The sequence below is a fragment of the Rhizobium aethiopicum genome (assembly GCF_014197535.1).
GTDB lineage: Bacteria > Pseudomonadota > Alphaproteobacteria > Rhizobiales > Rhizobiaceae > Rhizobium > Rhizobium aethiopicum_A.
This window is the reverse complement of record NZ_JACIFV010000001.1, coordinates 1-24,815: the sequence shown is the minus strand read 5'-3', so window position 1 is coordinate 24,815 and position 24,815 is coordinate 1. Positions and strand designations below refer to the sequence as shown.

Sequence of the window (24,815 nt, the reverse complement as noted above, 5' to 3'; positions counted from 1 at the left end):
ACATGGCAAAAGGCATAGAAATCCGCGCGGCGCATTTTCCCGGCCGGGCCCCGATCGACACTTACGGCAATGGCGGTTTCCGTTTTGCCGACATGTCGCATCGCGGCTCGATCCTTTGCCTGCCCTCCGGCATTTACGGCTGGGACATGGACATGTCGAAGCCGCTGTCGCCGGAAAACTTCCGCCGTGTGCTTGATGAGGCTGATGATATCGAGGTTCTGCTCGTCGGGACCGGAACCGAGCTTCGCCGTCTGCCCGACGAATTGAAACAGGCGCTGAAGGCGCGCGGCATTTCTTCCGATCCGATGAGCACGGGTGCGGCGGTGCGCACCTTCAACATCATGCTGTCGGAGCAGCGCGCCGTCGCGGCGGCATTGATTGCGGTCTGACGATGGCTGATACGAAAATAGCGACGAACCAGGACATCTGCCTGGCGATGCTGCGCGACAATGATCGCGACCGTTATCTCGCCTGTCTCCTGTCACCGCAGGAGAAGCGCGGCGCGCTAGCGGCCCTTTACGAGTTCAATGCGGAGCTTGCCCGCATCCGCGATCTGGTGCACGAGCCGCTGCCGGGCGAAGTGCGCATGCAATACTGGCGCGACCTGCTGCAGGGCAGCGCGCATGGCTCGACGGCGGCCAATCCCGTCGCCGCCGCACTTCTGACCGCGATCGAAACCCATCGCTTGCCGCGCAAGACGCTGGTCGACATGATCGATGCCCGCACTTTCGACCTCTATGACGATCCGATGGAGACGCGGGTCTCGCTCGAAGGTTATGCCGGCGAAACGGCCTCCGCGCTGATCCAGCTCGCAAGCCTCGTGCTTTCGCCGGAGGAGGCCCCGCGATCGGCGAATGCCGCCGGCCATGCCGGCGTCGCACAGGCGATTGCCGGGCTGTTGCTGCTGATGCCGCTGCATCGCCGCCGCGGCCAGCTCTATATTCCACTGCAGATCCTTTCCGCCACCGGCCTCGATCGCGACGCCTTCCTCGCCGGCGAAGACCGGCCGCGCGTCTCCGCCGCCATTGAGGCCTTCGCCGGCCTCGGCCTTGAGCATCTGGCAAAGGCGAGAGCGGCAGGGTCGATTGCGCCAGCCGTGTTCCCTGCCTTCCTGCCCGCAACCTTGGCCGAACCGGCGCTGCTGAAGGCGCAGAGGCTGGGCGCTCTCCTGTTCGACCGGCCGCTGCAGTCGCCGCAATGGCGCCGCCAACTCAGAATGGCGCTGGCTGCGGCCCGCCGGAAAATCTGATATCGGTCAAATTCGCGCAAGTCTCGCGCGCTACAAGACCTCACCACTATGCTTTGAACGGAGACTCGGCGTGGGCATTATCGTCTGGTGCGTCCTTTTCGCCATCGTCATCTTCTTTGCTTTCGTGGCCACACGCATGGCCGCGCAAAACAAGGAAGACAGTCTGCACGACACGGGCCTGGCCATCATCGAGTTCGGCCGCGCCTTTCCCAACGAGGCGATCCGCCAGCTGCAGGCCACCGAAAACGGTCAGGCGATCTTCGTGCGCCTGCACGACAACAAGGCCGGCCTCATGCGCAACATGGCACGCCATTTCTCCTGTCATCTGATCGAGCCCGGCCGTGTGCGTGCCGTAAGCACGGAGACGGGCAGGGGATTGATGATCGAATTTCCGGATGCGCCCAACCACAACGGCAGATTCGAGTTTGCTTCGCCGAAGGAGGCTTCCGAAGTGGCGCTCTGGCTGCTCGGCAATTACATCGCCGAGCCGGATAAGGATCTGCCGTCCGACAGTATTTCCGCCGCCAACAAGCAGTAGAACAGCTGCTTAGGCACTTTCGGCAAAGGTCGGTGTCTGACCGAGCCAGGCGGCGCAGTCTGCAAGCGCGCGACGCGCGATCAACTGCCGTTTCATGATCGTTTTGTCCTTGCCGCGAAAGCGCTTGACGCCCTCGGGCTTGACGATCGAGCCGGGCTCGAGCTCCGGAAACAGCCCGAAATTGATGTTCATCGGCTGGAACGATCGCTTGCCCGGCTCCTCCTCCGTCACAATGTGCCCGCCGGTGATATGACCGAGCAGCGAACCGAGTGCCGTCGTCGCCGGCGGCAGCGAGATCGCCTCGCCCTTGCGTTCGGCAGCGGCGAAACGCCCGGCCATCAGCCCGACGCTGGCGCTTTCCACATAACCCTCGCAGCCGGTGATCTGGCCGGCGAAGCGCAAGCCCGGCCGTGATTTCAGCGTCAGCGATGGGTCGAGCAAGGTGGGGGAGTTGATGTAGGTATTGCGGTGCAGGCCGCCGAGCCGGGCAAATTCCGCATTTTGAAGACCCGGAATCATCCGGAAGATTTCCGCCTGCGCGCCGTATTTCAGCTTCGTCTGAAAGCCGACCATGTTGTAGAGGGTACCGAGCGCATTGTCCTGCCGCAGCTGCACAACGGCATAGGCCTTGACGGTCGGGTTATGCGCGTTCGTCAAACCCATCGGCTTCATCGGCCCGTGGCGCAGCGTCTCGCGGCCGCGTTCGGCCATGACCTCGATCGGCAGGCAGCCGTCGAAATAGGGGGTGCCTTCCCATTCCTTGAAACCGACCGTGTCGCCTGCGATCAACGCGTCGACGAAGGCGTTGTATTGCGCTTCGTCCATCGGGCAGTTGATATAATCCTTGCCCGTGCCGCCGGGGCCGACCTTGTCGTAGCGCGACTGATACCAGCAGATATCCATGTCGATGCTCTCTCGGTAGACGATCGGCGCGATAGCGTCGAAGAAAGCAAGCGAATCCTCGCCTGTCTCCGCCTGGATGGCGGCTGCGAGCGACGGCGCCGTCAGTGGTCCGGTGGCGACGATGGCAAGATCCCAGTCGCTCGGCGGCAGGCCGGTGATCTCTTCACGCACGACAGTGATGAGCGGGTGGTCGTGGATGGCGCGGGTCACGGCATCCGAAAAGCCGTCGCGATCAACGGCGAGCGCCCCGCCGGCCGGTACCTGGTGGCGGTCGGCAGCGGCCATGATCAGCGAGCCAGCCATGCGCATTTCCGCATGGATGACACCGACGGCATTGCTGGTCGCATCGTCGGAACGGAAGGAATTGGAGCAGACGAGTTCGGCAAGATCGTCGGTCTTGTGCGCATCCGTGCCGCGCACGCCGCGCATCTCATGCAGAATGACGGGAACGCCCGCACTGGCGATCTGCCACGCGGCTTCCGAACCGGCGAGCCCGCCGCCGACGACGTGGATAGGGGAGTAGGAGGAGATAGTGTTCATTCCGGGCTGATATCATGTCGGCAGGTGCGATCCAACACCCCGGAATCAAAAACGGCGCCCTGATGGCGCCGTCTTGAAGCATCGTGCCCGTTACCAGGTCCGCGACTAGCGGAAAGAGCGGGATGCGATGTTGCGGATGTCGTAGCGGCTGACGCCGATATCGGACAGGGTCTGGTTCGACAGGCTGCCGAGTTCGTTGATTGTACGACGATAGCTGAGCCAGCTTTTTGCGATGCGGATCGGGTTCATTGTCTTCTTCCTCGAACAAATATCCGCGGGACGGCGGGATCGCCTGTCTCTCTGCGGTTGATGTTTATATAGGCGATATTGGTCGCATTGTGCAGTGCAAATAAAAGGCGTCTGCCATGCAATTGTGCACGATGATGCTCGCAATTTGAGCGGTGAATATTTTTTAAGCGGGCGAAAGAACGGGGAAGGTCGCAACCGGAGCGGCAGTAGGTTGCTTGCAAAAGAAAACGCCCGCTGCGGTGCAGCGGGCGTTTCAATCATCGGCGATCTGCTTGGGAGGAAGCAGTGATCGGCTTGAATTAGCGAGAAGAAGCTTCGCGAGCGACGCGATGGATGTCCGAACGGTCGATGCCGAGGTCATGCAATTCGCGGTTGGTCATGCGACCGAGTTCCGTGACGGTCTGACGATACTTGCGCCAGTTGTTAAAAGAGCGAGTGATGTTCATGTTGAGCCCCTTTCCGAGGGTTTGATCTGCCAGCAGCCAACGATCGGCGCTGACCTCTATTTGATGACCGGAATATATGTTGCGGCGCGAAGAACGAAAACAGCCAAGTTTTCAAATCACCCATGCGAGCTGTGCAATGCTTTACACAATCTTACCGCAGTCTGGTCAACGAATAGGCAAAATAATCCCTGGAGAATTCCGCCTTTTCTCCCGCTCACTCGCTGCGATGAAACAAAGCTGCCCTTGGATTGATCGGCCCGACGGCGTTTCGCTGAAGCGCCAGGCTATTCGTTCATCTCAACGCCGGCAGCAAAACCATGGGGTCGCGATGCGGTGCCACAGCTTCATACGACGAAGACGTCGGGCGCCTGCTTTGCCGGCAACGCTGCGGCGCGATGCCGATAAGTGGTTGAATTACATGCCGTGTTGTTGTCAAAACAAAACGCCCGCCGGGGGAGGATCCGGCGGGCGCATTATATTGACTGGCAACTGGGAGGAGGAGTGTTGCCAGTCTATCGCAGCGCGCTTGGGAGGAGGAGTGCGCGGCTGCGAATCTCGTCACGAACAAAGCATCCGTGGGCTTCCGGAAAACCGGGCCGGGGCGCCATCCCCGTCCTTAGAGCGATAAATAGTATGACTAATTGATATTTTGCAGTGCAATAAATACATGAGGAGTATGCGTAAACCGCATACCTCTCCTTCATATGCTCATATTAGCAGTTGCGACGTTAGCGGCCGGTTAACATCTGACCCAAATTAGACCAATGAGGAATTTGGATGTTTGTCGCCGGGACGGGCGTTTGCGAAGCCGCTCGCTGCGGCTATAACAATGGAAGCCGTAGCGCCGGAGCGAGCGTCACGGAAATGAGGGGTGGAGGCATGTATCGCGGCAGATTGGAGCGGGATCTCTCGCTCTGGGTGGGCAAGGGTCTGATTGGACAGGAAACGGCGGCCAAGCTTCTCACCGAATATGACAGCCGTCCGGCAAGTTTCAGCCTGGGCCGGGTGCTGATGGCGCTGGCGGCGGTGCTGCTTGCGGCTGCCGTCCTGCTGGTCGTCGCGTCCAACTGGGAGGCCATTCCGCGGCTCGTCCGGGTCGGCGCCATTCTCGCGCTGATCTGGGCTGTGCACATTGCCGCCGCCTCCATGTTTGCCCGGGGTGCGACAGCGGCAGCAAGCGGGCTGCTGGTCATCGGCGCGATGAGCTTCGGTGGCGCGATCTCGCTGGTCGGGCAGATGTATCATCTCTCCGGCGACGAGCAGACGGTGATGTATCTCTGGTTCGCGATTGCGACGATCTCGGCGATCCTGTTCCGCTCGGGCGCGGTGGTCGTTGTCGCGGGCTTTCTCTCCTGGGCGTCCTTCGCCGTCTACCTCGAGAACAACGACACGCACTGGATCGGACTTGATCCCTGGATGGCGCCGATCATGGCGGTGATCACAATCGCGCTGGTGCGTTACACCGGTGCCGAGCGGGCCCGGCATCTCGCCTATCTGCTGCTGATCGGCTGGCTCGCGTGGCTCTACACGCTTTATGAGGGGATCGCGGTGGCGCTCGCCTTCGCAATCGGCGGCATGGCGGTGTTCGCGCTGACGGCGTTGCCGTACCCCCGTATCGCTTCCCTCGTCAGGAGTGCCGGCGCAGCGCCGGCTTTCTACAGCTTCTTCATCGCCGTCATCGGCCTGCTGCTGCTGCATATCGAGATCGAGCAAGGCTGGCGGCTGGTGGTGCTCGGGGTGGCGACGCTCGCCGCTGCCGTGCTGGCGATTGCGCTGCATGGCAGGGACAACGGCGCGGTGCGTTATCTCGCCTATACGACCTTTGCCGCCGAGATGCTCTATCTCGCCTCCGTCACCGTCGGTTCGATCCTCGGCACGTCGAGCCTCTTCCTGTTCTCCGGTCTCGTGGTGGCGCTTGTCGCCTGGATCGTCATTCGTCTCGAACGGCGCTTTTCACGGGAGGCGCGCGCATGAGCTCGTTGATAGCAAGGTTGCAGTCCGGCAGGGGTTATCTCATTTCGGCGATCATCGTCGCCGGCTTGCAGACCTTAATCCTCGGCACGATCATCCAGAGCCGTGCGTCGATCCTCAGCAACGGCGCTGAAGTCCTGCTGAAGACGACCCCGGTCGATCCACGCGATTTCCTGCGCGGTGATTATGTCGTCTTGAATTACGACATTTCCACCGTCCCGGTGCAGACGGTCTTCGGCGGCATTCCCGCCGAACCCGGCGAACGCACGCTATGGGTCCGGTTGAAGAAGCAGGCGGACGGTTTCTGGACGGTGAGCGAATCGTCCTTCCAGGCGTTGCCGCCGCAGCCGGAGACGGTGATCCTGCGCAGCAAGCCTTTTTATAGCGGCGGGCTGGCCGCGGGCGACAGCATCCGGGTCGAATACGGCATCGAGCGCTACTACGTTCCGGAAGGTCAGGGCAAACCGATCGAGGAGGCCCGCAACGATGGCAACGTCGCCATAGCGGTGAGGGTCTCGCCGGATGGAAGCGCGCAGATTCGCAGCCTGCTCGTCGACGGCAAGCCGGTTTACGACGAACCGCTTTACTGATCCTTCAGGCCTTCGGGGCAGGGCGGGTTTGGGCCTTGAATAGCCTGTCATTGGACGTTCATTTTTCCTTTGCCTCGACCAAATCGGGTGATATAGAGACGCCGCGCTTCGGAAGGCCTCATGCGCAGGCATAGGCATGCGGTTCTGTGAACGCGGGTATGGTGAAATTGGTAGACACGCCAGATTTAGGTTCTGGTGCCGCAAGGCGTGGGAGTTCAAGTCTCTCTACCCGCACCAGGCTGTTTGCAGGGGGAGACTAAGAATTTAGTCCCCTGATACCCGGAAGCGAGTGCCGTTCCCCCTTGGGCGGAATGATGCAGGAATTGGGAAAAGCCACGCGCGGCACGCTGCCGGCGTCGTGCTCATAGAAACGAACGGCGTCTGGGCACGGCCGCCACGACATGAAGGTAGGAAGACATGCAGGTTATCGAAACGCTCGCTGAAGGGCTGAAGCGCGAAATCAAGGTCGTTATCCCGGCCAAGGACATGGAAGACAAGATGAATGAGCGTCTTGCCGATGTGAAGGACAAGGTCCGCATCAACGGCTTCCGTCCGGGCAAGGTCCCCGCTGCTCACCTGAAGAAGGTTTACGGCAAGTCGATCATGGCCGATCTCGTCAACGAGATCGTCCGCGAACAGCCCGCCGCCATCCTGTCCAGCCGCGGCGAAAAGTCGGCCACCCAGCCGGAAATCGCCATGACCGAAGACAAGGACGAGGCCGACAAGATCCTCACCGCCCAGCAGGATTTCGAATTCACGCTCTCCTACGAAGTTCTGCCGCCGATCGAACTGAAGTCCGTCAAGGGCATCAAGGTCACGCGCGAAGTCATCGACATCTCCGATGACGAAGTCAACGAACAGGTCTTGAAGGTCGCCGAAAGCGCCCGCTCCTACGAAAGCAAGACCGGCAAGGCCGCCAACGGCGACCGCATCACCATGGATTATGTCGGCAAGGTCGATGGCGAAGCCTTCGAAGGCGGCACCGACCAGGGCGCCGAACTGGTGATCGGCTCCGGCCGCTTCATCCCCGGCTTCGAAGACCAACTCGTCGGCGTCAAGGCTGGCGAAGAGAAGACCATCACCGTGACCTTCCCGGCCGACTATCCGGCCAAGAACCTCGCCGGCAAGGAAGCGACCTTCGACATCACGGTCAAGGATGTCGCAGCCCCCGGCGCTGTCGAAATCAACGACGAACTCGCCTCCAAGCTCGGCATCGAATCCGCCGATCGCCTGAAGGAAATCGTCCGTGGCCAGATCGAATCGCAGTACGGCTCGCTGACCCGTCAGAAGCTGAAGCGTCAGATCCTCGACCAGCTTGACGAGATGTACAAGTTCGAGACCCCGGCTTCGCTCGTCGATGCCGAGTACAACGGCATCTGGAGCCAGGTGAACAACGACCTCGCTCAGTCAGGCAAGACGTTCGAGGACGAAGACACGACCGAAGAGAAGGCGCGTGAGGAATACAAGACGCTTGCAGAGCGTCGCGTCCGCCTTGGTCTCGTTCTCTCCGAAATCGGCGAAAAGGCCGGCGTCGAAGTCACCGAAGACGAGATGCAGCGCGCGATCTACGATCAGCTGCGCCAGTATCCGGGTCAGGAAAAGCAGATCCTCGAATTCTTCCGCAGCCAGCCGGGTGCCGCCGCTTCGATCCGCGCCCCGATCTTCGAAGAGAAGGTCATCGATCACCTGCTGACCGAAATCGACGTCACCGACAAGAAGGTGACGAAGGAAGAACTGCTCGCCGAGGAAGAAGGCGAAGCCAAGGCTGAGACTAAGAAGGCCGCTCCGAAGAAGAAGGCCGCCGCCAAGGCTGAAGCTGCTGATGCCGGCGAAGGCGATGAAGCTGCTCCGAAGAAGAAGGCCGCTCCGAAGAAGAAGGCGGCTGACGAAAGCGCCGAATAATCGCTTTTCAGTTCTGAAGTTTGCAAAGGCCCCGCCATCGTGCGGGGCTTTTCTGTTTTCGGGTCATCCGGACGGGGTACTCGACGCCGTCTTCATCATGGTGTTATCTTCGCCAGCAACAACACATAGTTGAGCACTGTCATCCGCGCGGATTTTGCTGGCGCATGTCGCCCGGGATCACGACATCATAAAAACCAAGAGCTTTGGGTAGTGGAGGACCTGAAAATGACCGCGAAGAACGACATGAAGACGCTGGTGCAGGAAATATATTCTGTGCGAGACCGTGGTGATATCGAGGGTACGCTTGCGCTGTTCGGCGAGGATTGCACCTTTCGCATGGTCGGCAATGCACGACTGGCGCCTTTGACGACCGAATCGAGCGGGCATGACTTTCGCCAAACGATAACGCAGCTTATCGCGGCATGGGATCTATCTAAGGTTAGGACGACCGGCATCTATGTGGACGAGGATGAGCAGATGGTCTTTGCCCATCGTGAAGGCGAGGTAAGACACATCCCATCGGGCGTAACCTTCTCTACGGAATTCGTCGACAAGATCCATTTCCATGATGGCAAACCGGTCAAGATCGTCGAATTCGTCGACACCCTGCAAGTGGCCGAGACGAGCCGGATGATCCAAATCGCATAGAGCGTGACGCCGCAATCGTGTGAGCGGTTTGGCTGGGTTCCAGCGGAACGAATGTCAAAAGCCTCCGAGCTTCGACTTTGATGGTATCAATCATCTCCGGCCGATAGGGCGTCGGCCGCTATTGCAAGAATCGCCGCTCAATGCCCCGTCAGTTGCGCGACTTTCCTGACATGACTGACGGCTGCGGTTCCGCCGGATGTTTTGGTGAACAGGCTGAGCGTCTCTTCCTCATCATCGGCGACCGGCGTCAGCGCCTGATCCATATAGCTCTTCGATTTCGCATCCCTCGAGATCAGGAACGCCGAGATCGTCAGGCCGATGATCGTGCCGGCGAGTGAAGCATGTTTGCGGACGGTTTCCCACGCAAAGCGCGGCCAGAAGAGCAGCGGATGTTCGCGCGGGAGTTCCGGACGCCGCTCCGACGGCGTCTTCAGGCGAAAGAGGCCGCTCTGCAGCGGATGCACGTTTTCCAGCGGCACCGTGGTTGCGAACGAGACGAGAACCTTGACGAGCCTTGCCAGCGGCACCCCGGTCGCCACGGCGCGGCGCAGCAGCGTCTTCATATGATGAGGCGAATAATAGAGCGACCAGGCCTCATGGTAGATGTCTTCCCACTCCTGCTTGCTCATCTTGGGATGGGCGGTACAGACATGCTCGACATCGTAGATGTTGAGATCGTCGTTCATCTCGACACCCTTCTTCCAGAGAACCTGATGGTCCTCGGAACCAGGCAGCGGCGTCAGGATGAAGAATTCGATCACGTCGAGCGGCAGCTCTTCCTGGATGATCGCGATGTCGCGGCGGATCGATTCCGGCGTATCGGCAGGGAAGCCCAGAATATAGCCGGCAAGCGTCATGATACCTTGCGCCTTCCAAGCGAGCAGCATCTTGCGATATTCGGTGATCTTGTTCTGGTTCTTCTTGGCGGCGGTCAGATTATCCGGATTGACGTTTTCCAGACCGATGAAGACGCGGGTGACGCCGGCGCGCTTAGACTTTTCGATGAAATTGGGGATCTTGTGACAGAGCGTGTCGACCTGGATCATCAGGCCGAGCGGAATGCCGTCCCGCTCCTTGAGCTCGATCAAGCGGTCGAAGATCGCCTCCCAGTCCTTGTTGCGGGCGAAATTATCGTCGGTAATGAAGAACTTGTGGATGCCCTGCGCCCAGTTCATTCGCACCAGCTTTTCGACGTCGTCGGCCGAGCGGAAGCGCGATTTGCGCCCTTGCACGTTGATGATGGTGCAGAAGGAGCACTGGTAGGGACAGCCGCGTCCGGCATCGAAGCTGGTGCTGAGGCCGAGCGTTCGCTGGATGTTGTCCTTCGGCAGGAAAGGAACCGGCGTGCCGCCGATGCCGGGAAGGTCGTTCATGAAATTATAAAGCGGCTTCAGCTCGCCGGTGGCGGCATCCCGCAGCACCATGTCCAGCCGCCCCTCGGCCTCGCCGGCAAACATCGAGATGCCCATCTCGCGGCAGGCATCGAGCCCGACCGCCTTGCCGTCGAGCATCGACAGGCAGCCGGACACATGGAAGCCGCCCATCGAGACCGGCAGGCCGGCATTGCGGAAGGGGCGGGCAATATCGAGGGCGCGCGGATATTGGTTGGACTGGACGCCGACCAGCGCGACCATGCCGAAATTGCCGTGGCGCCTGAACTGGGCGAGCAGCCCGGCAAAATCGATTCGCGTATTGGTTTCATCGATCACGGTAATGTCGATCGCGGTATCCGGCCCGAGCACCTTGCGCTCGGCGCATTCGGCAGCGATGCCGTATAGGGCCGCGAGCGAATTGGAAGGGATCATCGCCCGCCACCAGCGGATGACGTAGCCGTCATCGTCATAATGCGACGGCTTGATCAGGATGAGCTGAAAACGTCTGCGCACGGCGTCCGAAGCATGGGGCAAGAGTATCTATCTTTCTTTAGAAACGTCTGCCCGGAGGCAAATGGCGTTGAAGGCACAAATCAGGCACGGCGTATCAATGCGATTGATCAGGGTTCAAACCAAGGCGTAAAAACATGAAACTGCGCGCAGAAGTTTCGCACAGCGCATCCCTCAATATACTACGCGATATCGAGCAGCAATGCGCGGTGGTCGGAGACCTCGGGCTCCTCGACCACCTCGAACTTGGCAACCTCCACGTCAGGCGTAATCAGCATGTAATCCGCGAAGCGGCCCTGCTTCAGATAGTGGGAGGTTCGCGTGTCGACAAGGCCGTTTCCGGTGACGAGATCGGAAAGACCCAACCGGGCAAGGACCCGAAAGGTCGCGCTGCCGGGCAGCACATTGAAGTCACCGCAGACCACGAGCCCTTCGTCGCCGGGCCAGATCCGCCCGATGAGGCCGGCCAATGCCAGCACCTGCTGTTCGCGCTGCGCCGTATCGCCCTTGCCGGCCGAATCGCGCAGACCATGCATATGGGCGATCGTCACGGTGCGGCCGTGCGCATGGTTGAAGAGGCGGATGCAATGGGCGTTGCGCGGTCTGGGATGGTCACCCCAGCCATCGGCGGAAAAACTGCCATGCACGAAGTCCAGCGCCTGGGCGATGACGGAATGCGATTTTCGGACGAAGGTCGCCAACCCGAATTCCGCGACAGTGGCGGCGTCGCCATCGAAAAGCTCACCTCTCGATGTCGGGCAGAAGAAGGCGTCGTGGCCGGGCAGGGCGGCGCTGATTTCCTGAAACAGATTGACACGTTGCGGCAGTTCCAGCCCCGCATCCCGGTATATCGACCATCCGCTATCCGCATTCGGCGCCCGCAGCACCTCCTGCAGGCACAGCACATCAGGGTCGGCCTGCTTGACATAGGCGATCAGGGCCTCGTGCAGTCGGCCGCCCCATGCATTCAGCGAAATGATGCGCAAGCTCTCGGCTCCATCTTAGCTGGCGGAATCAGATGGCGGCGCCGCCGTCGGGCTTTCAGAGTTCCGATTTGATGTCACCCATCCGATTCCAGGCGTCGAGGCCGGCGATCTTGTAGGCTTCGGCGAGCGTCGGATAGTTGAAGGTGTTTTCGACGAAATATTCGACCGTGCCTTTCAGATTGAGCACCGCCTGGCCGATGTGTACCAGCTCGGTGGCGCCTTCGCCGACGATATGCACGCCGAGCAGTCGGCGCGTCTTCAGCGAGAAGATCAGCTTCAGAAGCCCGGTATCGAGGCCCATGATATGGCCGCGCGAGGTTTCGCGGAAGCGGGCAATGCCGCATTCATAGGCGATGCCGCGCTCCTTCATTTCCTCTTCGGTCAGACCGCAGGTCGAGATCTCCGGCACCGCATAGATGCCGTAGGGGAAATATTTCTGCGGCTCCTTGGCGACCGCGCCGATCGCCACACGCGCGGCGATGCGGCCCTGTTCCATCGATGTCGAGGCAAGGCTCGGGAAGCCGACGACGTCACCGGCGGCGTAGACATTCGGCACAGAGGTCTGGAAGGTCTCCGGATTGACCTTGAGACGGCCACGGCTGTCGGCCTCCAGTCCAATGGCGGGAAGGTTCAGCGCGTCGGTCGCTCCCATGCGTCCGGCGGCAAAGAGCACCATGTCGGTCACCAGATGACGGCCGTTGTCGAGCGTCAGTTGGACCTTGCCGCTATCGAGCCGCTCGACCTTCTCGGCCTTCGTGCCGAGCAGCAGCTTCATATTGCGGTCGCGCAGCTGATAGGTGAAATCCTCGACGATTTCCTTGTCGATAAAGTCGAGCATGGTCGACTTTGGATCGATCACCGTCACGGCAGTATCAAGGGCCGAGAAGATCGTCGCATATTCGATGCCGATAACCCCGGCGCCGATGACAACCATGGTGCGCGGCAGCTCTTCGATATCAAGCAGCTCGTCGCTGTCGAGCACTGTCTTGCCATCGAATGGCATGTAATCCGGGCGGAAAGGTTTCGTGCCCACCGCAAGCAGAATGCTGGCGCCGTTCACCGTCAGCGCTTCGCCGTCATCCTTGATGACCTGCAAGGTGGTGGAATCGACGAAACTCGCCTTGCCGCGCATGTGGTGGACACGGTTTCGGGCGAACTGATGCTCGAGCACTTCCACTTCATGGTTGAGGGTAATCAGCAGGCGGCGACGCAGGTCTTCCGCACTGATCTCCTGCTTGACGCGGTAGGATCGCCCATAGAAGCCGCGCTCGCGCCAGCCGGAGAGATTGAGCGCGGTCTCGCGCAGCGTCTTCGAAGGGATGGTGCCGGTATGGACGGACACTCCTCCGACGCGCTTGCCCTGTTCGATGACAAGCACTTTCTTGCCGAGTTTCGCAGCCTGGATCGCGCCGCGGCGCCCTGCGGGACCGCTACCCACCACAACGAGATCGTACTGAAACATCCTCTAGCCTCGGATTGGAAATGGAATCATTTGCGACAAAAATGTCGCTCCTCTATCGGTAGCCGGTCAATGTTACAGATTGTTTTACGGCTGCCGATTCAGCCGGACCTGTGCTTTTCAGATCAGCTTCAGCCCTTTCAAGCTCACATGGCCGTCCTTGCCGATGATGATGTGGTCGTGGACAGTGATATCAAGTGCCATCGCCGTGTCGATGATCACCCTCGTCATATCGATGTCAGCGCGCGACGGTTGTTCATGTGCGAGTGATGTAATCCGTGGAAATATCGTTCACCCCAGTGACCCCGAGTAACGCCATATTGCTATGCAGTTCCGTCTTCAGGATATCCGCCGCTCTGAGCACGCCCGGTAGCCCCGCGACGGCTGCAGCATAAAGGAATGGCCTGCCCACGAACACGAAACAGGCGCCAAGCGCAAGGGCCTTCATGATATCCGTTCCACGCCGGATGCCGCCGTCGATCATGACGGCAATGCTGTCTCCGACACGTGCTGCAATCTCCGGAAGGACCTGAAGAGGAGATGCGGTGCCGTCGAGCTGGCGGCCGCCATGATTGGAGACGATCACCCCATCCGCGCCGGTATCTGCAGCCCTTGCCGCGTCTTCAGGATGCATGATCCCCTTGACCACGAGCTTGCCGGCCCAGCGCTTCCGTATCCGTTCCAGGTGACTCCAGTTGAGATGGTCACGCTTGCCGAAATCGCGCGTGACGTTCGAGGATATGATCGGCGGGCCTCTTGTGGAGTAGGAATTTTCAAAATGCGGAATGCCGTGCCGGACGATCGTGCGCAGGAACGTCCCGGTTGTCCAGCGGGGATGCGAGATGCCCTGCCATGCCAAGCGGAGCCCGGGACGCAAAGGCGTCGAAAACCCCGCCCTTACATTATTCTCGCGATTGGGCAGCGTGGCCGTATCCACGGTCAGCAGAATTGTGCCGATGCCGGCCGCAGCGACCCGATCGATGAGAGCGTCGATACGGTCGGGTTCTCCGGGGAGATAGGCCTGAAACCATGCCTGTGGCGAAACCGCAGCGATCTCTTCCAGGGGAATGAGTGACGAACCGCTTATGATCATCGGGATTCCCGATTGGTCCGCGCCTTGCGCGAGCACGATGTCGCCCCGATAAGCCATCAGCGCGCTGATCCCCATCGGCGCGATGCCGAACGGTGCGGCATGGGTCTTGCCGAAGAGGCTCGTCTCGGTGCTGCGCCTCGAGACGTCGCGAAGTACACGAGGCCGAAAGGCATAGGCCTGGAAGGCCTCTGCATTATGCCGCAGCGACGCGTTGGTCTCGGTCGCGCCGGCGATATAACCGAACAGAGGCTTTGGCAGATGTCGCCGTGCCCGCATTTCAAAGTCATCGAGGCAGAGCGCATCGCGGCAGAGCCTGGTCGATCGATCGGTGTTACCGCTGGAGATCGTCATGAAGCTTTATCTTCTCGGTATTTCGGGCGGGTATTATTCAGCGTAGCGGCGCAGGATTGCATAGAATCCCGCGCCGGCGACTGCTGTCAACTGAAGCTTTCCGCCAGTCTTCGCGCGCGTCGCATGCTTGGCTGCGACCTCTCCGGATCGAGGGCAGAATGAGCGTCAGCAGCATGCCGCCTGATCGTCTCCGTGCAGGGCTTGGGGCCGGGCAAGGTTGGGCGCTGGTTGTGTGGTCGCGCCTCAACGTAGCGGGATTACATCAACTTCAGCCCCTTCAGGCTGACATGGCCGTCCTTGCCGATGATGATGTGGTCGTGCACGGTGATGTCGAGCGCCTTGGCTGCCTCGATGATCACCTTCGTCATGTCGATGTCGGCGCGTGAGGGCGTCGGGTCGCCGGAGGGATGATTGTGGACGAGGATGATCGCCGTTGCCGATAGTTCGAGCGCGCGTTTGACCACCTCTCGGGGATAGACCGGCGTATGGTCGACCGTGCCGCGGCCCTGCACCTCGTCAGCGATCAGCACGTTGCGCTTGTCGAGGAAAAGGATTCGGAACTGTTCGCGTGTCTCGTGCGCCATGGCGGCGTGGCAATACTGGATGACCGAGGACCAGGAGGAGAGAACCTGCTTGCTTCTGATCTCGCTCTTCAGGGTCCGGTGAGCGACGGTGGCGATCAGTTTCAGGTCGAGGGCGACATTCTCGCCGACGCCCTTCACCTCCGTCAGGAGACCAGCCGGCGCGCCAAAGACGCCGGCGAGAGAGCCGAATCGTTCGATGAGCGCCTTGGCGATCGGCTTGGTGTCGCGTCGCGGGATCAGCCGGAAGAGCAAGAGCTCGAGGATTTCGTAATCGGCAAGCGCCGTATCACCCAGTTCGCGGAAGCGGTCACGCAGCCGCTCACGATGACCGTGATAATGTTCCGGCCCGGAGAGCGAGGCGGGTAGGGCGGTCCGGGCGTTCGGCGCGGCTGGTTTTTGCGGCCGGCCGCCGAAGAACGAGCGTTCGTCGACAACAGGCTCTTCAATCTCGAAAGGCAGCTCGTCGTCGGAAGATGTCGCAACAGGCCGCTTCGCCATCAGATCGTCACCTGGCAAGCGGCGGCAGTCCGGGCCGGTCGAGGCCACCCGGTGACAGCGTGAAGATTTCGCAGCCCTCGGCGGTGACGCCGACCGTGTGTTCATACTGCGCCGAAAGCGAGCGGTCGCGGGTCACGGCCGTCCAGCCGTCGGCGAGCACCTTTACATGGGGCCGGCCGAGATTGATCATCGGCTCGATGGTGAAGATCATGCCTTCGCGCAGCTCCGGCCCTTCATTGGCGCGGCCGTAATGCAAGATGTTCGGCGAATCGTGGAACAGCCGGCCGACGCCGTGGCCGCAGAAATCGCGCACTACCGAACAGCGCTCGGCTTCCGCATAGGTCTGGATCGCCTCGCCGATCGCGCCGGTGCGGGCACCGGGCCTGACGGCTGATATGCCGCGCATCAGGGATTCATAGGTGACTTCAAGCAGCCGCTCGGCGGCGCGCTTGATCGTGCCGACCGGATACATGCGACTCGAATCGCCATGCCAGCCGTCGAGCACGAAGGTAACGTCGATATTGACGATATCGCCCTCGCGCAGCGGCTTGTCGTTTGGAATGCCGTGGCAGACGACGTGATTGATCGAGGTGCAGGTGGATTTGGTATAGCCGCGATAATTCAGCGTCGCGGGAAAGGCGCCGTGATCCATGCCGAAATCTAATACGAATCGGTCGATCTCGTCGGTAAGCAGGCCGGGCCTGACGATATCGGCGAGCGCATCGAGGCAGCGTGCGGTCAGCTGGCACGCCCTGCGCATGCCCTCGAACGCCTGCGCATCGTAAAGCCGGATGGCGCCCGTATTCTTCGGCGGCGCGGAGGAGGCTTCGATATAATTCACCATTGCAGGGCCTTAGCGGAGATTGTTAGATTTGTTCATAATGCAGCTATGCCGGGTTCGTCCATCGCGATCAACCGTCGGGGCGAGATTTCTGAAAGGATTCGCTCCGTCTTCCGCGCCCATCCGACGCCGGATTCTAAGGGCTGGAGGAAATATCCACAATCTTCCCAAGGGGATAGGATTGATCGGATAAGGGCTCCCCGCTACTCACCGATTGGTGACAGCGGGGAAGGGTCGGTCATGCTGAATGAAGCTGAAAATCTTGATAATTCGCCCGCGGTCGACGCTGAGCCGGAACGGCGCGTGCGTGATCGCGGCGCCACCGAGCGTGCCATCCTTGCTGCCGCCAAGAGCCTGCTGGCGGAGGAGGGCTTCCAGAATTTCGGTATCAATGCGATCGCCCGCCGCGCCGGCTCCGACAAGCAGCTGATCTACCGCTACTATGGCGGCCTTGACGGTTTGGTCGAGGCGATCGGCGCGGATCTCGGCACATGGGTGAGGGATCGCATTCCGGAAGACGCCGGCGGCATGTTCATGCTCACCTATGGCGATCTGATGGAGCGGCTGGCGCTTCTCCTGCTCGACGCCTTGAGAAATGATCCGCTGATGCGCCGCATCCTCGCCTGGGAAGTATCGGAAAATACCGAGCAGGTGAGGCGGCTGTCCGAGGCCCGTTCGAAGGCTCTCGCCCTTTGGCTGGATCGCATGCGCGGTTCGCTGGCGCCGCCGAAGGGCGTGGATGCGGCAGCCGTCAATGCCGTCGTCATCGCGGCGATCCAGCACCTCGTGCTTTCCGGCGCAGCCGGCGGCCAGTGCGCCGGCCTATCGCTGAAGACGTCGAAGGACTGGGAGAAGGCCGCGACGGCACTGAAGCGTCTCGTGCGCGGCGTCTACGGCTGACACCCTTTCATCCACAGGGAGGCGGCGCGGCGTTAACCTTAACGAATGGTTTACGTTGCGTGGGGCCGGTTAAGCCGACAGTGTGGCGGGGAGCAGAGATGACACGAGTGAGAACCTGCGAGTTGACGCCCATGGAAAGCAAGATCGCCAAAGCCGCAATTCTGGTGACGGCAATGATGTTCTTCGCCGTCCTGGCGCTGGATATTGCAATTCCCACGCTGGTGCTTTGTATCATGGCATTGTCGACCTGGCTGGTTTCCCTCGATCTGCCCGTCGCCCGCAAGCAGGAAGGAGAAGCCGCATGAAGTGGTTTCTAGTCTTCTGGGCCGGTCCTATCGTCTTTCTGGGCGCATGGTACTGGCTCTCCTATTACGACATGAATTTCGGCATCTTCATGCTGACACGGCAGGTCCATGACCTGACCTTTGCGATTTATGGCGAAGCGCTCGGTATACCGCCGGAAACCATCCCGCCGCTCGTTGCTCGCGCCATTGCGGTGGACAGTCTCGTCGTCTTCGCCATCCTGGGCTTCAGAAAGCGGAAGTTGATAGCCGCCTGGTGGAAGGCGCGTCAGGCGCTGAATTCGTCTCCCGCAGACCTTGCGAGCGAGGACAGCCTGTCGAGGGCGCCCTGAAGGATGAAGCTTGCCGCGGCCGAATCGATCCGTTCGGCCCGCTTGGCGCGTGAGACGTCCATTTCGATGAGCGTCCGTTCGGCCGCGACCGTCGAAAGCCGTTCGTCCCAATAGACGAAGGGCAGCGCCGTTTTCTGCTCCATGTTGCGCACGAAGGCGCGCGTCGCCTGCACGCGCGGCCCCGCCGATCCGTCCATATTCATCGGCAGGCCGATGATGAAGCCGGCAACCTTTTCCGCCGTCGCGAAGTCCAGCAGCGCCTGCGCATCGACCGTGAATTTGACGCGGCGGATCACCGGACGTGGCGTGGCGAAACGCCGGCCGAGATCGGACATCGAAATCCCGATCGTTTTGGTGCCGAGATCGAGCCCGGCGATCGCCTGCCCGGGAGCAAGGATTTCGGCCAATTCCTCGATCGTCAGCACCGTCATTGCCGTTTCATCCCGTCAAAAGAAATTGAAGCCGCCGCCGCTTTCCTTTGCCGGGGCATGAGATATGTCCTTACCATCGAAATCAGATTTTGCATCACGTAAGGAGAGATTTCATGAAGATCACCTGGCTTGGCCATTCCGCCTTCCGCATCGAGACATCAAAGGCGAAGATCCTCCTCGATCCCTTCCTCAGCCATAACGCCTCCTTTTCCGGCCAGGACATCAAGGATGTGTCGGCAGGCATTACCCATATCCTGCTGACCCATGGCCATGGCGACCATGTCGGCGATACGGTGGCGCTTGCCAAGGAGACGGGCGCCGTTGTTCTTGCGAACGCCGATCTCGCCGCCTGGCTCGGCTCCAAGGGCATCGACAGGATCGAGATGGGCAATACCGGCGGAACGGTCACGTTCGGCGGCTTCTCCGCGACGTTCACCAATGCGCTGCATTCCTCGGCCCAGATCACCGAGGACGGCATCTCGCATGCGCTCGGCAACGCCAATGGTCTGATGCTGCATTTCGACGACGAAGCCTCGATCTTCGCCATGGGCGACACCGACATCTTTTCCGACATGGCGCTGATCAACGAGTTGCACCAGCCCGATATCGGCTTCGTGCCGATCGGCGACCGCTTCACCATGGGCGGCGCGGTGGCGGCACTCGCCTGCCAGCGCTATTTCAGCTTCAAGACCGCAATCCCCTGCCACTACGGCACCTTCCCGATCATCGACCAGACGGCCGATAAATTCGTTGCCGGCATGGAGGGATCGAAGACTGAGGCGAGGGCGCTGAAGCCTGCCGAGAGCCTGTCGATCTGACGAAACCCCGTTGCACCGGGCGGACATGGCCTTTATAGCGGGTAGGAAAAATCCTATCCGGAGAATGCCATGTCCGTCGATCTTGCCACCGTGAAGCGTGTCGCCAAACTTGCTCGTATTGCCGTCTCCGAAGATGAGGCAAATCGCATGGTCGGCGAGCTGAACGGCATTCTCGGCTTCGTCGAGCAGCTCTCCGAAGTCAATGTCGACGGCGTCGAGGCGATGACGTCGGTGACCCCGATGGCGATGAAGAAGCGGACCGATGAGGTGACCGACGGCAACAAGGCTGCCGATATCGTCGCCAATGCGCCCGTCACCGACCATAATTTCTTCCTGGTGCCGAAAGTCGTCGAATAAGGCTTCGAAAGCCTCTTTCCGACCCTGTTGCCATTTAAAGATCTGAAGCGAAAACACGATGAGCGAACTCACCAGCCTGACCATTGCCGAAGCCCGCGAGAAGCTGCGCGCCAAGGAAATCACCGCAATCGAACTGACCGAAGCCTATATTTCGGCGATCGATGCGGCCAATGACCGGCTGAACGCCTACATAAAAACAACGCCGGATCTCGCCCGCGTCATGGCCAGGAAGTCCGACGAGCGGATTGCCGCCGGCACGGCGGGCGAGCTCGAAGGCATCCCGCTCGGTATCAAGGATCTCTTCGCCACCGTCGGCGTCCACACCCAGGCTTGCAGCCACATTCTCGATGGTTTCGAGCCGCGTTACGAATCGACCGTGACACAGAACCTCTGGGATGACGGCGCCGTCATGCTCGGCAAGCTTAATATGGACGAGTTCGCCATGGGCTCGTCCAACGAGACGTCCTATTACGGCCCGGTGATCAATCCCTGGCGTGCGTCGGGCTCCAACCAGCAACTCGTCCCGGGGGGCTCCTCCGGCGGCTCGGCCGCAGCCGTTGCCGCCCATCTTTGCGCCGGCGCCACCGCGACCGATACCGGCGGCTCGATCCGCCAGCCGGCCGCCTTCACCGGCACCGTCGGCATCAAGCCGACCTATGGCCGCTGCTCGCGCTGGGGCACGGTCGCCTTCGCCTCCTCGCTCGACCAGGCGGGCCCGATCGCCCGCGATGTGCGGGACGCAGCCATCCTGCTGAAATCGATGGCAAGCGTCGATGCGAAGGACACGACCTCAGTCGATCTGCCGGTGCCGGATTACGAAGCCGCCCTCGGCCAGTCGCTGAAGGGCATGAAAATCGGCATCCCGAACGAATATCGTGTCGACGGCATGCCCGAGGAGATCGAGACGCTGTGGCGCCAGGGCATTGCCTGGCTGAAGGATGCCGGCGCCGAAATCGTCGATATCTCCCTGCCGCACACCAAATACGCGCTGCCGGCCTATTACATCGTTGCCCCGGCCGAGGCATCTTCGAACCTCGCGCGCTACGACGGCGTACGCTACGGCCTGCGGGTCGACGGCAAGGATATCGTCGACATGTACGAGAAGACGCGCGCCGCCGGTTTCGGCCAGGAAGTCAAGCGGCGCATCATGATCGGCACCTACGTGCTGTCGGCCGGCTACTACGACGCCTATTACATCCGTGCCCAGAAGGTCCGCACGCTGATCAAGCGCGATTTCGAACTGGCCTTCGATGCCGGTGTCGACGCGATCCTGACGCCGGCGACGCCGTCCTCCGCCTTCGGCGTTGCTGACGAAAACCTCGCCGCCGATCCGGTGAAGATGTACCTGAACGACATCTTCACGGTGACGGTCAACATGGCGGGCCTGCCTGGCATCGCCGTGCCCGCCGGCCTCGACCATAAGGGCCTGCCGCTCGGCCTGCAGCTGATCGGCAAGGCCTTCGACGAGGAAACCCTCTTCAAGACCGCCTACGTCATCGAACAGGCTGCCGGCAAATTTACGCCGGCCAAGTGGTGGTAACGGCTCTCACGATCCGAAAGATGACGCCCGCCGACCACGAAACGGTCGGCGCCGTCGGCTTCACCGCATGGGCCGCAGGCGATGCTTTCGAGGACAGTTATCGCGATCCCGATGTGATTGCTAAAGTCAGGCAAGAGTTCACCGTGTTTCCGCAAGAGACATAAGGCGAGATCTTCGTTGCCGAACTCGACGCGGAGATCGTTGGCTGGGGCGCACGTGAAGGCGAACCCAACCATATCTCCGATCTCTGGGTGCATCCCGATCATCAGGGCAAGGGGTTGGGCGGGGCTCTGCTATTGCATCTGTGCGAGCTGATGACGGCCGAAGGGCTGACGACTGCCCGCATCGACACGCATGCCAGGAACATGGGCGCGATCCGGCTTTACAAACGCTGCGGTTTCACCATCATCTGGCACGGCATCGAATTCTCCAGCAGCATGGGCGTCCCGCTCGAAAAGGTGCATCTGGAAAAGCAGCTAGGCTGAGCAATAGCCGAAACTGGGAGGGCTTCATGGCAGGCAATGATCTTATGCGCCTGATCGAGGCAATCGATCGCCTTGCCGCCGGCGGCTTCGCCATGGGCGCGGATTGGCAGGCGGTTCACGATATCTGTCAGCGCCACGAAGGCGAACAGCCGTTCGACTGGGGCCACGCCCTCTGCCATCGCATCGAGGGCGACGATTGGAATGCCGACTACTGGTATCGCCGCGCCGGCAAGATGCGCGGCTCGGGCGCACTGCCCGACGAATGGTCGGCGATGCGGGCGGAACTATCTGCAAAGGCTTAAGGACATCCCGACGGTGCTCGGTCGAGCGCGGCGGGGCGTTGTCTTGTTTACCTGTTGTCCAGTTGCGACCTGACCAGCCTCAGCCCTCTTTCGGTGATCCGGTTCGGCTGCCCGCGCGAAGACTTGATCGCCTCAGGCGCTTCAGCTTGCGGAAGAGGTAGGGGTGGTCAATGCCGGGATAGAGCCAGCCGTCGCGGTGCGGCCCTACGCCGGTCGCATCGAGCAGGTCGGCGGTACCATAAAAGATCCAAGATACGCAGAGTGGTTAAAATGATGGAAAGATTCAATGAAAAACAGCTACTGAGCGATCTTGCGCCGCTGTCGCAACGAGATTGCTCCTTTTTGGCGATAGCGTCTGCAGCCAGGCAGAAAAGCAGCTTTTGTTGGTACCACGAAGTAACTGGAAGCGGCCGACCAGAATTTTTTTCGGAATGCATCGAAAGTCTTTGGGGCGCAACTGAAGAAGATAGAGCGCCGCCCGATTGGGAAGAGTTGTTTGAGCAGTCGATGAAAATGATGCCGGCTGACGACCGGCCATGGGCCATTGTTGACGCGCTAGCAGAAGATGCGTTGGCGTCACTATGCTACTCGATAAGAGCAAAAATTGCGCCTAGTGTGCAAGAAGTGGCTTGGGCTCTTCGACGCGCGTATGAGGCTGCAGATCAGGTCGCGATTTACCTTTTACGGAGAGATAGCCGCGAACCTTCGGAGGAAGAGATTTTGATGCATCCCGTCGTACAACGCGAATTGTCGCGGCAAAGAAGAGATCGTAGCTTGGCCCTTAAGAGTGAATTTCTCGAAATCATATCGGCTTCTTCCAAGGAAGAGTTGATCCAGCGAAACGAACGGCCTGTCATCGCCGCTGTCAATGCGACCTGAGCGAGAGCCGCCGATGAAGAAGATGAACTTGCATCGAGTTTTATTCAGCCGATGCCCACACCGCTTCGATCAATTACATCAATGGCGTGACGACCAGCTTCAGCTATTCGCCGACCCGGCACTGGCTGGACCGGGTGACGACGGCGAAGAGCACGACGGTGCTGATGGACAATCAGTACAGCCGCGACAAACTGGGCCGGATCAAGACGATCACCGGTCTGGCAGCCAACGACAATTGGACCTATAGCTATGACGATCTCTCTCGCCTGACCGGCGCCGACAATATCGGCGACAACACCCTCGACGAGACCTACAGCTACGACAGCAATCACAATCTCCTCTCCCGCACGCGGATCGGCACCTATGTCTATCCGACGACGGCATCAGCGATCCGCCCGCATGCGGCAACGCAGATTGGCGCCAAGACCATCGACTATGACGCCAACGGCAACATGGTCTCCGATGGCACTCGCACGCTGAGCTGGGACGGCGCCAACCGGCTGGCGAGCGTCACCCAGAACGGCGCCACGGTGAGCTTCGCCTATGGCCCGGACGGCGCCCGGGTGAAGAAGAGCTGGGGCTTCGGCACGACGCTCTATCCCGACGCCAATGTCGAGATCGACCGCTCGACGCCGGGCACGAATATCTACACCCTCTATCCGCATCCCGACGCCAAGATCGTCGTCACGTCAGGCAGCACCGTGCAGGACAAGTTCTTCCTGCACCGCGATCATCTCGCCTCGGTGCGGCAGGTGACCAACGAAAGCGGCTATCGTGTCGAGCAGACCGGCTATGCCGCCTATGGCGAAGCCACCAACACGACCTTCCAGACCAAGAAGAGCTACATCGGCGAACGCTTCGATGCCGAAACCGGGCTGATGTATCTCAATGCCAGGTACTACGATCCAGCGTTCGGGCGGTTCATCTCACCGGATGACTAGGGGCCCTGAGCAAAGATACAACTACTCTCTACAGAGCTGTGAGCAAAGAAGAACTAAGCGGAATTCAGGCGACCGGCAAATTTTCTGCAGGGAAAAATTCAATGGAGGGAAAGTGGTTTGCCGAAAGTGCCGACGATGCCGTAAAGTGGGGTGATACAATGAATGGGCCTGGTAACTCGACGGTCGTGCGTACTGAGGTGCCCACTGGGCAAGCGGAAAGATTCTTTCGTGTTGAGCGTTTGGACGGCATTGGTCCAGCGCGATACGCCGATTTGGAACAACTTCATGATGTAAAAATACATTGGTGAGTGAGCATGAGCGATATTGTAAACGTGGAAATTTGTTGGTCTGAATGGAAGCTACCTCGGATCGACGCTCCGGGGCGATATGTTGCGCCGGCAAAATTTCAGGAGGACATGGAAACCTGGCCAAACGACGCCTGGAGCATTGTTCTGGATTTTGAGGAAACTAATCGGTCAAAAAGAGTCAGCCGTGGTACCGCACATTTTTTAGCCCGGGACGCCCCAATGGAAAGGCTGACAAGCGGAGCTTTTTTTGAAATGTACGAAGGCTTGAAGTTGTCGGCTACCGTTAATATTCTTTAGTGTTTCGAACCGAGGCGCACGGTCCATGAACAGCTTGGCGGACCGCTTTAGGTCGGCGATCAGAGCGTCGAAGACCGGGCGAAGCTGGAATCTAGCCCTAGGTCGGATCGACATTCAGGATTCCCAAATCAGTTGATCGCTGATTCATAGGACACCGTGTTGAGCACGGAGGTCTGACATGGCGTTTAAGCG

General features: G+C 60.3%; 30 protein-coding genes, 1 tRNA gene and 2 pseudogenes. 21 read left to right on the top strand and 12 right to left on the bottom strand.

Features of this window, described 5'->3' with window-relative positions:
- The first annotated feature begins 2 nt into the window (after positions 1 to 2).
- The 3 genes from GGD53_RS00160 to GGD53_RS00150 all read left to right on the top strand — a co-directional run bounded on the left by GGD53_RS00160 (position 3) and on the right by GGD53_RS00150 (position 1,787).
- Positions 3 to 389, top strand: a complete 387-nt coding sequence (locus tag GGD53_RS00160; RefSeq protein ID WP_184452546.1) for an Mth938-like domain-containing protein — start codon at positions 3 to 5, stop codon at positions 387 to 389.
- 2 nt (positions 390 to 391) lie between these two features.
- Positions 392 to 1,249, top strand: coding sequence for a phytoene/squalene synthase family protein (locus tag GGD53_RS00155; RefSeq protein WP_184452544.1), 858 nt, complete (start codon positions 392 to 394; stop codon positions 1,247 to 1,249).
- Positions 1,250 to 1,319: 70 nt separating this feature from the next.
- Positions 1,320 to 1,787: a hypothetical protein gene (locus tag GGD53_RS00150; protein ID WP_184452542.1), complete on the top strand. Its 468-nt coding sequence runs from the start codon at positions 1,320 to 1,322 to the stop codon at positions 1,785 to 1,787.
- A gap of 9 nt (positions 1,788 to 1,796) precedes the next feature.
- Here GGD53_RS00150 and trmFO read toward each other — a convergent pair whose 3' ends face one another.
- The 3 genes from trmFO to GGD53_RS00135 all read right to left on the bottom strand — a co-directional run bounded on the left by trmFO (position 1,797) and on the right by GGD53_RS00135 (position 3,925).
- Positions 1,797 to 3,230 carry a methylenetetrahydrofolate--tRNA-(uracil(54)-C(5))-methyltransferase (FADH(2)-oxidizing) TrmFO gene (gene trmFO, locus GGD53_RS00145; protein ID WP_184452540.1) on the bottom strand — a complete coding sequence of 478 codons (1,434 nt, stop codon included), beginning with the start codon at positions 3,228 to 3,230 and terminating at the stop codon, positions 1,797 to 1,799.
- Positions 3,231 to 3,335: 105 nt separating this feature from the next.
- On the bottom strand, positions 3,336 to 3,479 hold the full coding sequence (locus GGD53_RS00140) for a DUF1127 domain-containing protein (protein WP_085777942.1): 144 nt from the start codon (positions 3,477 to 3,479) through the stop codon (positions 3,336 to 3,338).
- 299 nt (positions 3,480 to 3,778) lie between these two features.
- Entirely contained in the window at positions 3,779 to 3,925 is a 147-nt protein-coding gene (locus tag GGD53_RS00135; RefSeq protein ID WP_004678838.1) for a DUF1127 domain-containing protein, read from the bottom strand.
- 879 nt (positions 3,926 to 4,804) lie between these two features.
- On the opposite strand from GGD53_RS00135, the gene GGD53_RS00130 reads away from it, so the two are divergent.
- From GGD53_RS00130 to GGD53_RS00110, 5 genes are all read left to right on the top strand, one after another.
- Complete coding sequence (locus GGD53_RS00130) at positions 4,805 to 5,899, top strand: DUF2157 domain-containing protein (RefSeq protein WP_184452538.1); 1,095 nt, start codon at positions 4,805 to 4,807, stop codon at positions 5,897 to 5,899.
- A complete protein-coding gene (locus GGD53_RS00125; RefSeq protein ID WP_184452536.1) occupies positions 5,896 to 6,486 on the top strand; it encodes a GDYXXLXY domain-containing protein in 591 nt (196 codons plus the stop codon). The genes GGD53_RS00130 and GGD53_RS00125 overlap by 4 nt, the downstream gene beginning before the upstream one ends.
- Before the next feature lie 152 nt (positions 6,487 to 6,638).
- Positions 6,639 to 6,723 (top strand) — tRNA-Leu (locus tag GGD53_RS00120).
- Positions 6,724 to 6,903: 180 nt separating this feature from the next.
- Positions 6,904 to 8,388: a trigger factor gene (gene tig, locus GGD53_RS00115; RefSeq protein ID WP_184452534.1), complete on the top strand. Its 1,485-nt coding sequence runs from the start codon at positions 6,904 to 6,906 to the stop codon at positions 8,386 to 8,388.
- A 225-nt stretch (positions 8,389 to 8,613) separates the two neighbouring features.
- Positions 8,614 to 9,036 (top strand): nuclear transport factor 2 family protein, encoded by a 423-nt coding sequence (locus tag GGD53_RS00110; RefSeq protein WP_184452532.1) that lies wholly within the window; start codon positions 8,614 to 8,616, stop codon positions 9,034 to 9,036.
- A 137-nt stretch (positions 9,037 to 9,173) separates the two neighbouring features.
- Here the strand turns inward: GGD53_RS00110 and GGD53_RS00105 are convergent, their stop codons facing one another.
- The 7 genes and pseudogenes from GGD53_RS00105 to map form a co-directional block, all read right to left on the bottom strand.
- Positions 9,174 to 10,943, bottom strand: coding sequence for a B12-binding domain-containing radical SAM protein (locus GGD53_RS00105; protein ID WP_184452530.1), 1,770 nt, complete (start codon positions 10,941 to 10,943; stop codon positions 9,174 to 9,176).
- A gap of 158 nt (positions 10,944 to 11,101) precedes the next feature.
- Positions 11,102 to 11,905 carry an endonuclease/exonuclease/phosphatase family protein gene (locus GGD53_RS00100; RefSeq protein ID WP_184452528.1) on the bottom strand — a complete coding sequence of 268 codons (804 nt, stop codon included), beginning with the start codon at positions 11,903 to 11,905 and terminating at the stop codon, positions 11,102 to 11,104.
- A gap of 55 nt (positions 11,906 to 11,960) precedes the next feature.
- Positions 11,961 to 13,367, bottom strand: coding sequence for a Si-specific NAD(P)(+) transhydrogenase (gene sthA, locus GGD53_RS00095; protein ID WP_184452526.1), 1,407 nt, complete (start codon positions 13,365 to 13,367; stop codon positions 11,961 to 11,963).
- Between the two features lie 117 nt (positions 13,368 to 13,484).
- A pseudogene (locus GGD53_RS00090) lies at positions 13,485 to 13,616 on the bottom strand (JAB domain-containing protein); the annotation flags it as partial.
- 4 nt (positions 13,617 to 13,620) lie between these two features.
- Positions 13,621 to 14,808: an alpha-hydroxy acid oxidase gene (locus tag GGD53_RS00085; protein ID WP_184452524.1), complete on the bottom strand. Its 1,188-nt coding sequence runs from the start codon at positions 14,806 to 14,808 to the stop codon at positions 13,621 to 13,623.
- A gap of 257 nt (positions 14,809 to 15,065) precedes the next feature.
- Complete coding sequence (gene radC, locus GGD53_RS00080; RefSeq protein WP_184452522.1) at positions 15,066 to 15,890, bottom strand: RadC family protein; 825 nt, start codon at positions 15,888 to 15,890, stop codon at positions 15,066 to 15,068.
- A 7-nt stretch (positions 15,891 to 15,897) separates the two neighbouring features.
- Positions 15,898 to 16,734, bottom strand: coding sequence for a type I methionyl aminopeptidase (map, locus tag GGD53_RS00075; protein ID WP_184452520.1), 837 nt, complete (start codon positions 16,732 to 16,734; stop codon positions 15,898 to 15,900).
- Between the two features lie 237 nt (positions 16,735 to 16,971).
- Here map and GGD53_RS00070 point away from each other — a divergent pair, with 237 nt between their 5' ends.
- From GGD53_RS00070 to GGD53_RS00060, 3 genes are all read left to right on the top strand, one after another.
- Positions 16,972 to 17,631 carry a TetR/AcrR family transcriptional regulator gene (locus GGD53_RS00070; RefSeq protein WP_184452518.1) on the top strand — a complete coding sequence of 220 codons (660 nt, stop codon included), beginning with the start codon at positions 16,972 to 16,974 and terminating at the stop codon, positions 17,629 to 17,631.
- 98 nt (positions 17,632 to 17,729) lie between these two features.
- Entirely contained in the window at positions 17,730 to 17,936 is a 207-nt protein-coding gene (locus tag GGD53_RS00065; protein WP_184453518.1) for a hypothetical protein, read from the top strand.
- Positions 17,933 to 18,265, top strand: a complete 333-nt coding sequence (locus GGD53_RS00060; protein ID WP_064802170.1) for a DUF6105 family protein — start codon at positions 17,933 to 17,935, stop codon at positions 18,263 to 18,265. Before GGD53_RS00065 ends, GGD53_RS00060 begins: the two co-directional genes overlap by 4 nt.
- On the opposite strand, the gene ruvX is transcribed toward GGD53_RS00060, so the two are convergent.
- The gene (gene ruvX / locus GGD53_RS00055; protein WP_184452516.1) at positions 18,202 to 18,696 is read right to left on the bottom strand and encodes a Holliday junction resolvase RuvX; all 495 of its coding nucleotides are present in this window, start codon (positions 18,694 to 18,696) and stop codon (positions 18,202 to 18,204) included. The two genes, GGD53_RS00060 and ruvX, sit on opposite strands and share 64 nt — an antisense overlap.
- 113 nt (positions 18,697 to 18,809) lie before the next feature.
- Between ruvX and GGD53_RS00050 the strand changes: the two genes are divergently transcribed.
- From GGD53_RS00050 to GGD53_RS00030, 6 genes are all read left to right on the top strand, one after another.
- On the top strand, positions 18,810 to 19,514 hold the full coding sequence (locus GGD53_RS00050) for a metal-dependent hydrolase (RefSeq protein WP_184452514.1): 705 nt from the start codon (positions 18,810 to 18,812) through the stop codon (positions 19,512 to 19,514).
- Positions 19,515 to 19,583: 69 nt separating this feature from the next.
- Positions 19,584 to 19,871 carry an Asp-tRNA(Asn)/Glu-tRNA(Gln) amidotransferase subunit GatC gene (gene gatC / locus GGD53_RS00045; protein WP_009992749.1) on the top strand — a complete coding sequence of 96 codons (288 nt, stop codon included), beginning with the start codon at positions 19,584 to 19,586 and terminating at the stop codon, positions 19,869 to 19,871.
- 58 nt (positions 19,872 to 19,929) lie between these two features.
- Positions 19,930 to 21,411, top strand: coding sequence for an Asp-tRNA(Asn)/Glu-tRNA(Gln) amidotransferase subunit GatA (gene gatA, locus GGD53_RS00040; RefSeq protein WP_184452512.1), 1,482 nt, complete (start codon positions 19,930 to 19,932; stop codon positions 21,409 to 21,411).
- Between the two features lie 20 nt (positions 21,412 to 21,431).
- Positions 21,432 to 21,575 (top strand): hypothetical protein, encoded by a 144-nt coding sequence (locus GGD53_RS32220; protein WP_348647390.1) that lies wholly within the window; start codon positions 21,432 to 21,434, stop codon positions 21,573 to 21,575.
- 6 nt (positions 21,576 to 21,581) lie between these two features.
- The gene (locus tag GGD53_RS00035; protein ID WP_348647395.1) at positions 21,582 to 21,896 is read left to right on the top strand and encodes a GNAT family N-acetyltransferase; all 315 of its coding nucleotides are present in this window, start codon (positions 21,582 to 21,584) and stop codon (positions 21,894 to 21,896) included.
- Positions 21,897 to 21,922: 26 nt separating this feature from the next.
- Positions 21,923 to 22,198 carry a hypothetical protein gene (locus tag GGD53_RS00030; protein WP_184452510.1) on the top strand — a complete coding sequence of 92 codons (276 nt, stop codon included), beginning with the start codon at positions 21,923 to 21,925 and terminating at the stop codon, positions 22,196 to 22,198.
- Positions 22,199 to 22,245: 47 nt separating this feature from the next.
- Here GGD53_RS00030 and GGD53_RS00025 read toward each other — a convergent pair.
- Positions 22,246 to 22,394, bottom strand: a pseudogene (locus GGD53_RS00025) (YjhX family toxin); the annotation flags it as partial.
- 74 nt (positions 22,395 to 22,468) lie between these two features.
- On the opposite strand from GGD53_RS00025, the gene GGD53_RS00020 reads away from it, so the two are divergent.
- From GGD53_RS00020 to GGD53_RS00005, 4 genes are all read left to right on the top strand, one after another.
- On the top strand, positions 22,469 to 23,077 hold the full coding sequence (locus GGD53_RS00020) for a DUF416 family protein (protein ID WP_184452508.1): 609 nt from the start codon (positions 22,469 to 22,471) through the stop codon (positions 23,075 to 23,077).
- An 86-nt stretch (positions 23,078 to 23,163) separates the two neighbouring features.
- Entirely contained in the window at positions 23,164 to 24,018 is an 855-nt protein-coding gene (locus tag GGD53_RS32215) for an RHS repeat-associated core domain-containing protein (RefSeq protein ID WP_184452506.1), read from the top strand.
- A 38-nt stretch (positions 24,019 to 24,056) separates the two neighbouring features.
- Complete coding sequence (locus GGD53_RS00010) at positions 24,057 to 24,326, top strand: hypothetical protein (RefSeq protein WP_184452504.1); 270 nt, start codon at positions 24,057 to 24,059, stop codon at positions 24,324 to 24,326.
- Positions 24,327 to 24,332: 6 nt separating this feature from the next.
- Positions 24,333 to 24,623: a hypothetical protein gene (locus GGD53_RS00005; protein ID WP_184453516.1), complete on the top strand. Its 291-nt coding sequence runs from the start codon at positions 24,333 to 24,335 to the stop codon at positions 24,621 to 24,623.
- Positions 24,624 to 24,815: the final 192 nt, after the last annotated feature.

What these genes read in the sequence shown, in the direction of transcription:
- GGD53_RS00160 (WP_184452546.1), top strand. Translation starts at nt 3, where the DNA reads ATGGCAAAAGGCATAGAAATCCGCGCGGCGCATTTTCCCGGCCGGGCC.
- GGD53_RS00155 (WP_184452544.1), top strand. Translation starts at nt 392, where the DNA reads ATGGCTGATACGAAAATAGCGACGAACCAGGACATCTGCCTGGCGATG.
- trmFO (WP_184452540.1), bottom strand. Translation starts at nt 3,230, where the DNA reads ATGAACACTATCTCCTCCTACTCCCCTATCCACGTCGTCGGCGGCGGG.
- GGD53_RS00140 (WP_085777942.1), bottom strand. Translation starts at nt 3,479, where the DNA reads ATGAACCCGATCCGCATCGCAAAAAGCTGGCTCAGCTATCGTCGTACA.
- GGD53_RS00135 (WP_004678838.1), bottom strand. Translation starts at nt 3,925, where the DNA reads ATGAACATCACTCGCTCTTTTAACAACTGGCGCAAGTATCGTCAGACC.
- GGD53_RS00130 (WP_184452538.1), top strand. Translation starts at nt 4,805, where the DNA reads ATGTATCGCGGCAGATTGGAGCGGGATCTCTCGCTCTGGGTGGGCAAG.
- GGD53_RS00125 (WP_184452536.1), top strand. Translation starts at nt 5,896, where the DNA reads ATGAGCTCGTTGATAGCAAGGTTGCAGTCCGGCAGGGGTTATCTCATT.
- tig (WP_184452534.1), top strand. Translation starts at nt 6,904, where the DNA reads ATGCAGGTTATCGAAACGCTCGCTGAAGGGCTGAAGCGCGAAATCAAG.
- GGD53_RS00110 (WP_184452532.1), top strand. Translation starts at nt 8,614, where the DNA reads ATGACCGCGAAGAACGACATGAAGACGCTGGTGCAGGAAATATATTCT.
- sthA (WP_184452526.1), bottom strand. Translation starts at nt 13,367, where the DNA reads ATGTTTCAGTACGATCTCGTTGTGGTGGGTAGCGGTCCCGCAGGGCGC.
- GGD53_RS00085 (WP_184452524.1), bottom strand. Translation starts at nt 14,808, where the DNA reads ATGACGATCTCCAGCGGTAACACCGATCGATCGACCAGGCTCTGCCGC.
- radC (WP_184452522.1), bottom strand. Translation starts at nt 15,890, where the DNA reads ATGGCGAAGCGGCCTGTTGCGACATCTTCCGACGACGAGCTGCCTTTC.
- map (WP_184452520.1), bottom strand. Translation starts at nt 16,734, where the DNA reads ATGGTGAATTATATCGAAGCCTCCTCCGCGCCGCCGAAGAATACGGGC.
- GGD53_RS00070 (WP_184452518.1), top strand. Translation starts at nt 16,972, where the DNA reads ATGCTGAATGAAGCTGAAAATCTTGATAATTCGCCCGCGGTCGACGCT.
- GGD53_RS00065 (WP_184453518.1), top strand. Translation starts at nt 17,730, where the DNA reads ATGACACGAGTGAGAACCTGCGAGTTGACGCCCATGGAAAGCAAGATC.
- GGD53_RS00060 (WP_064802170.1), top strand. Translation starts at nt 17,933, where the DNA reads ATGAAGTGGTTTCTAGTCTTCTGGGCCGGTCCTATCGTCTTTCTGGGC.
- ruvX (WP_184452516.1), bottom strand. Translation starts at nt 18,696, where the DNA reads ATGACGGTGCTGACGATCGAGGAATTGGCCGAAATCCTTGCTCCCGGG.
- GGD53_RS00050 (WP_184452514.1), top strand. Translation starts at nt 18,810, where the DNA reads ATGAAGATCACCTGGCTTGGCCATTCCGCCTTCCGCATCGAGACATCA.
- gatC (WP_009992749.1), top strand. Translation starts at nt 19,584, where the DNA reads ATGTCCGTCGATCTTGCCACCGTGAAGCGTGTCGCCAAACTTGCTCGT.
- gatA (WP_184452512.1), top strand. Translation starts at nt 19,930, where the DNA reads ATGAGCGAACTCACCAGCCTGACCATTGCCGAAGCCCGCGAGAAGCTG.
- GGD53_RS32220 (WP_348647390.1), top strand. Translation starts at nt 21,432, where the DNA reads ATGACGCCCGCCGACCACGAAACGGTCGGCGCCGTCGGCTTCACCGCA.
- GGD53_RS00030 (WP_184452510.1), top strand. Translation starts at nt 21,923, where the DNA reads ATGGCAGGCAATGATCTTATGCGCCTGATCGAGGCAATCGATCGCCTT.
- GGD53_RS00020 (WP_184452508.1), top strand. Translation starts at nt 22,469, where the DNA reads ATGATGGAAAGATTCAATGAAAAACAGCTACTGAGCGATCTTGCGCCG.
- GGD53_RS00005 (WP_184453516.1), top strand. Translation starts at nt 24,333, where the DNA reads ATGAGCGATATTGTAAACGTGGAAATTTGTTGGTCTGAATGGAAGCTA.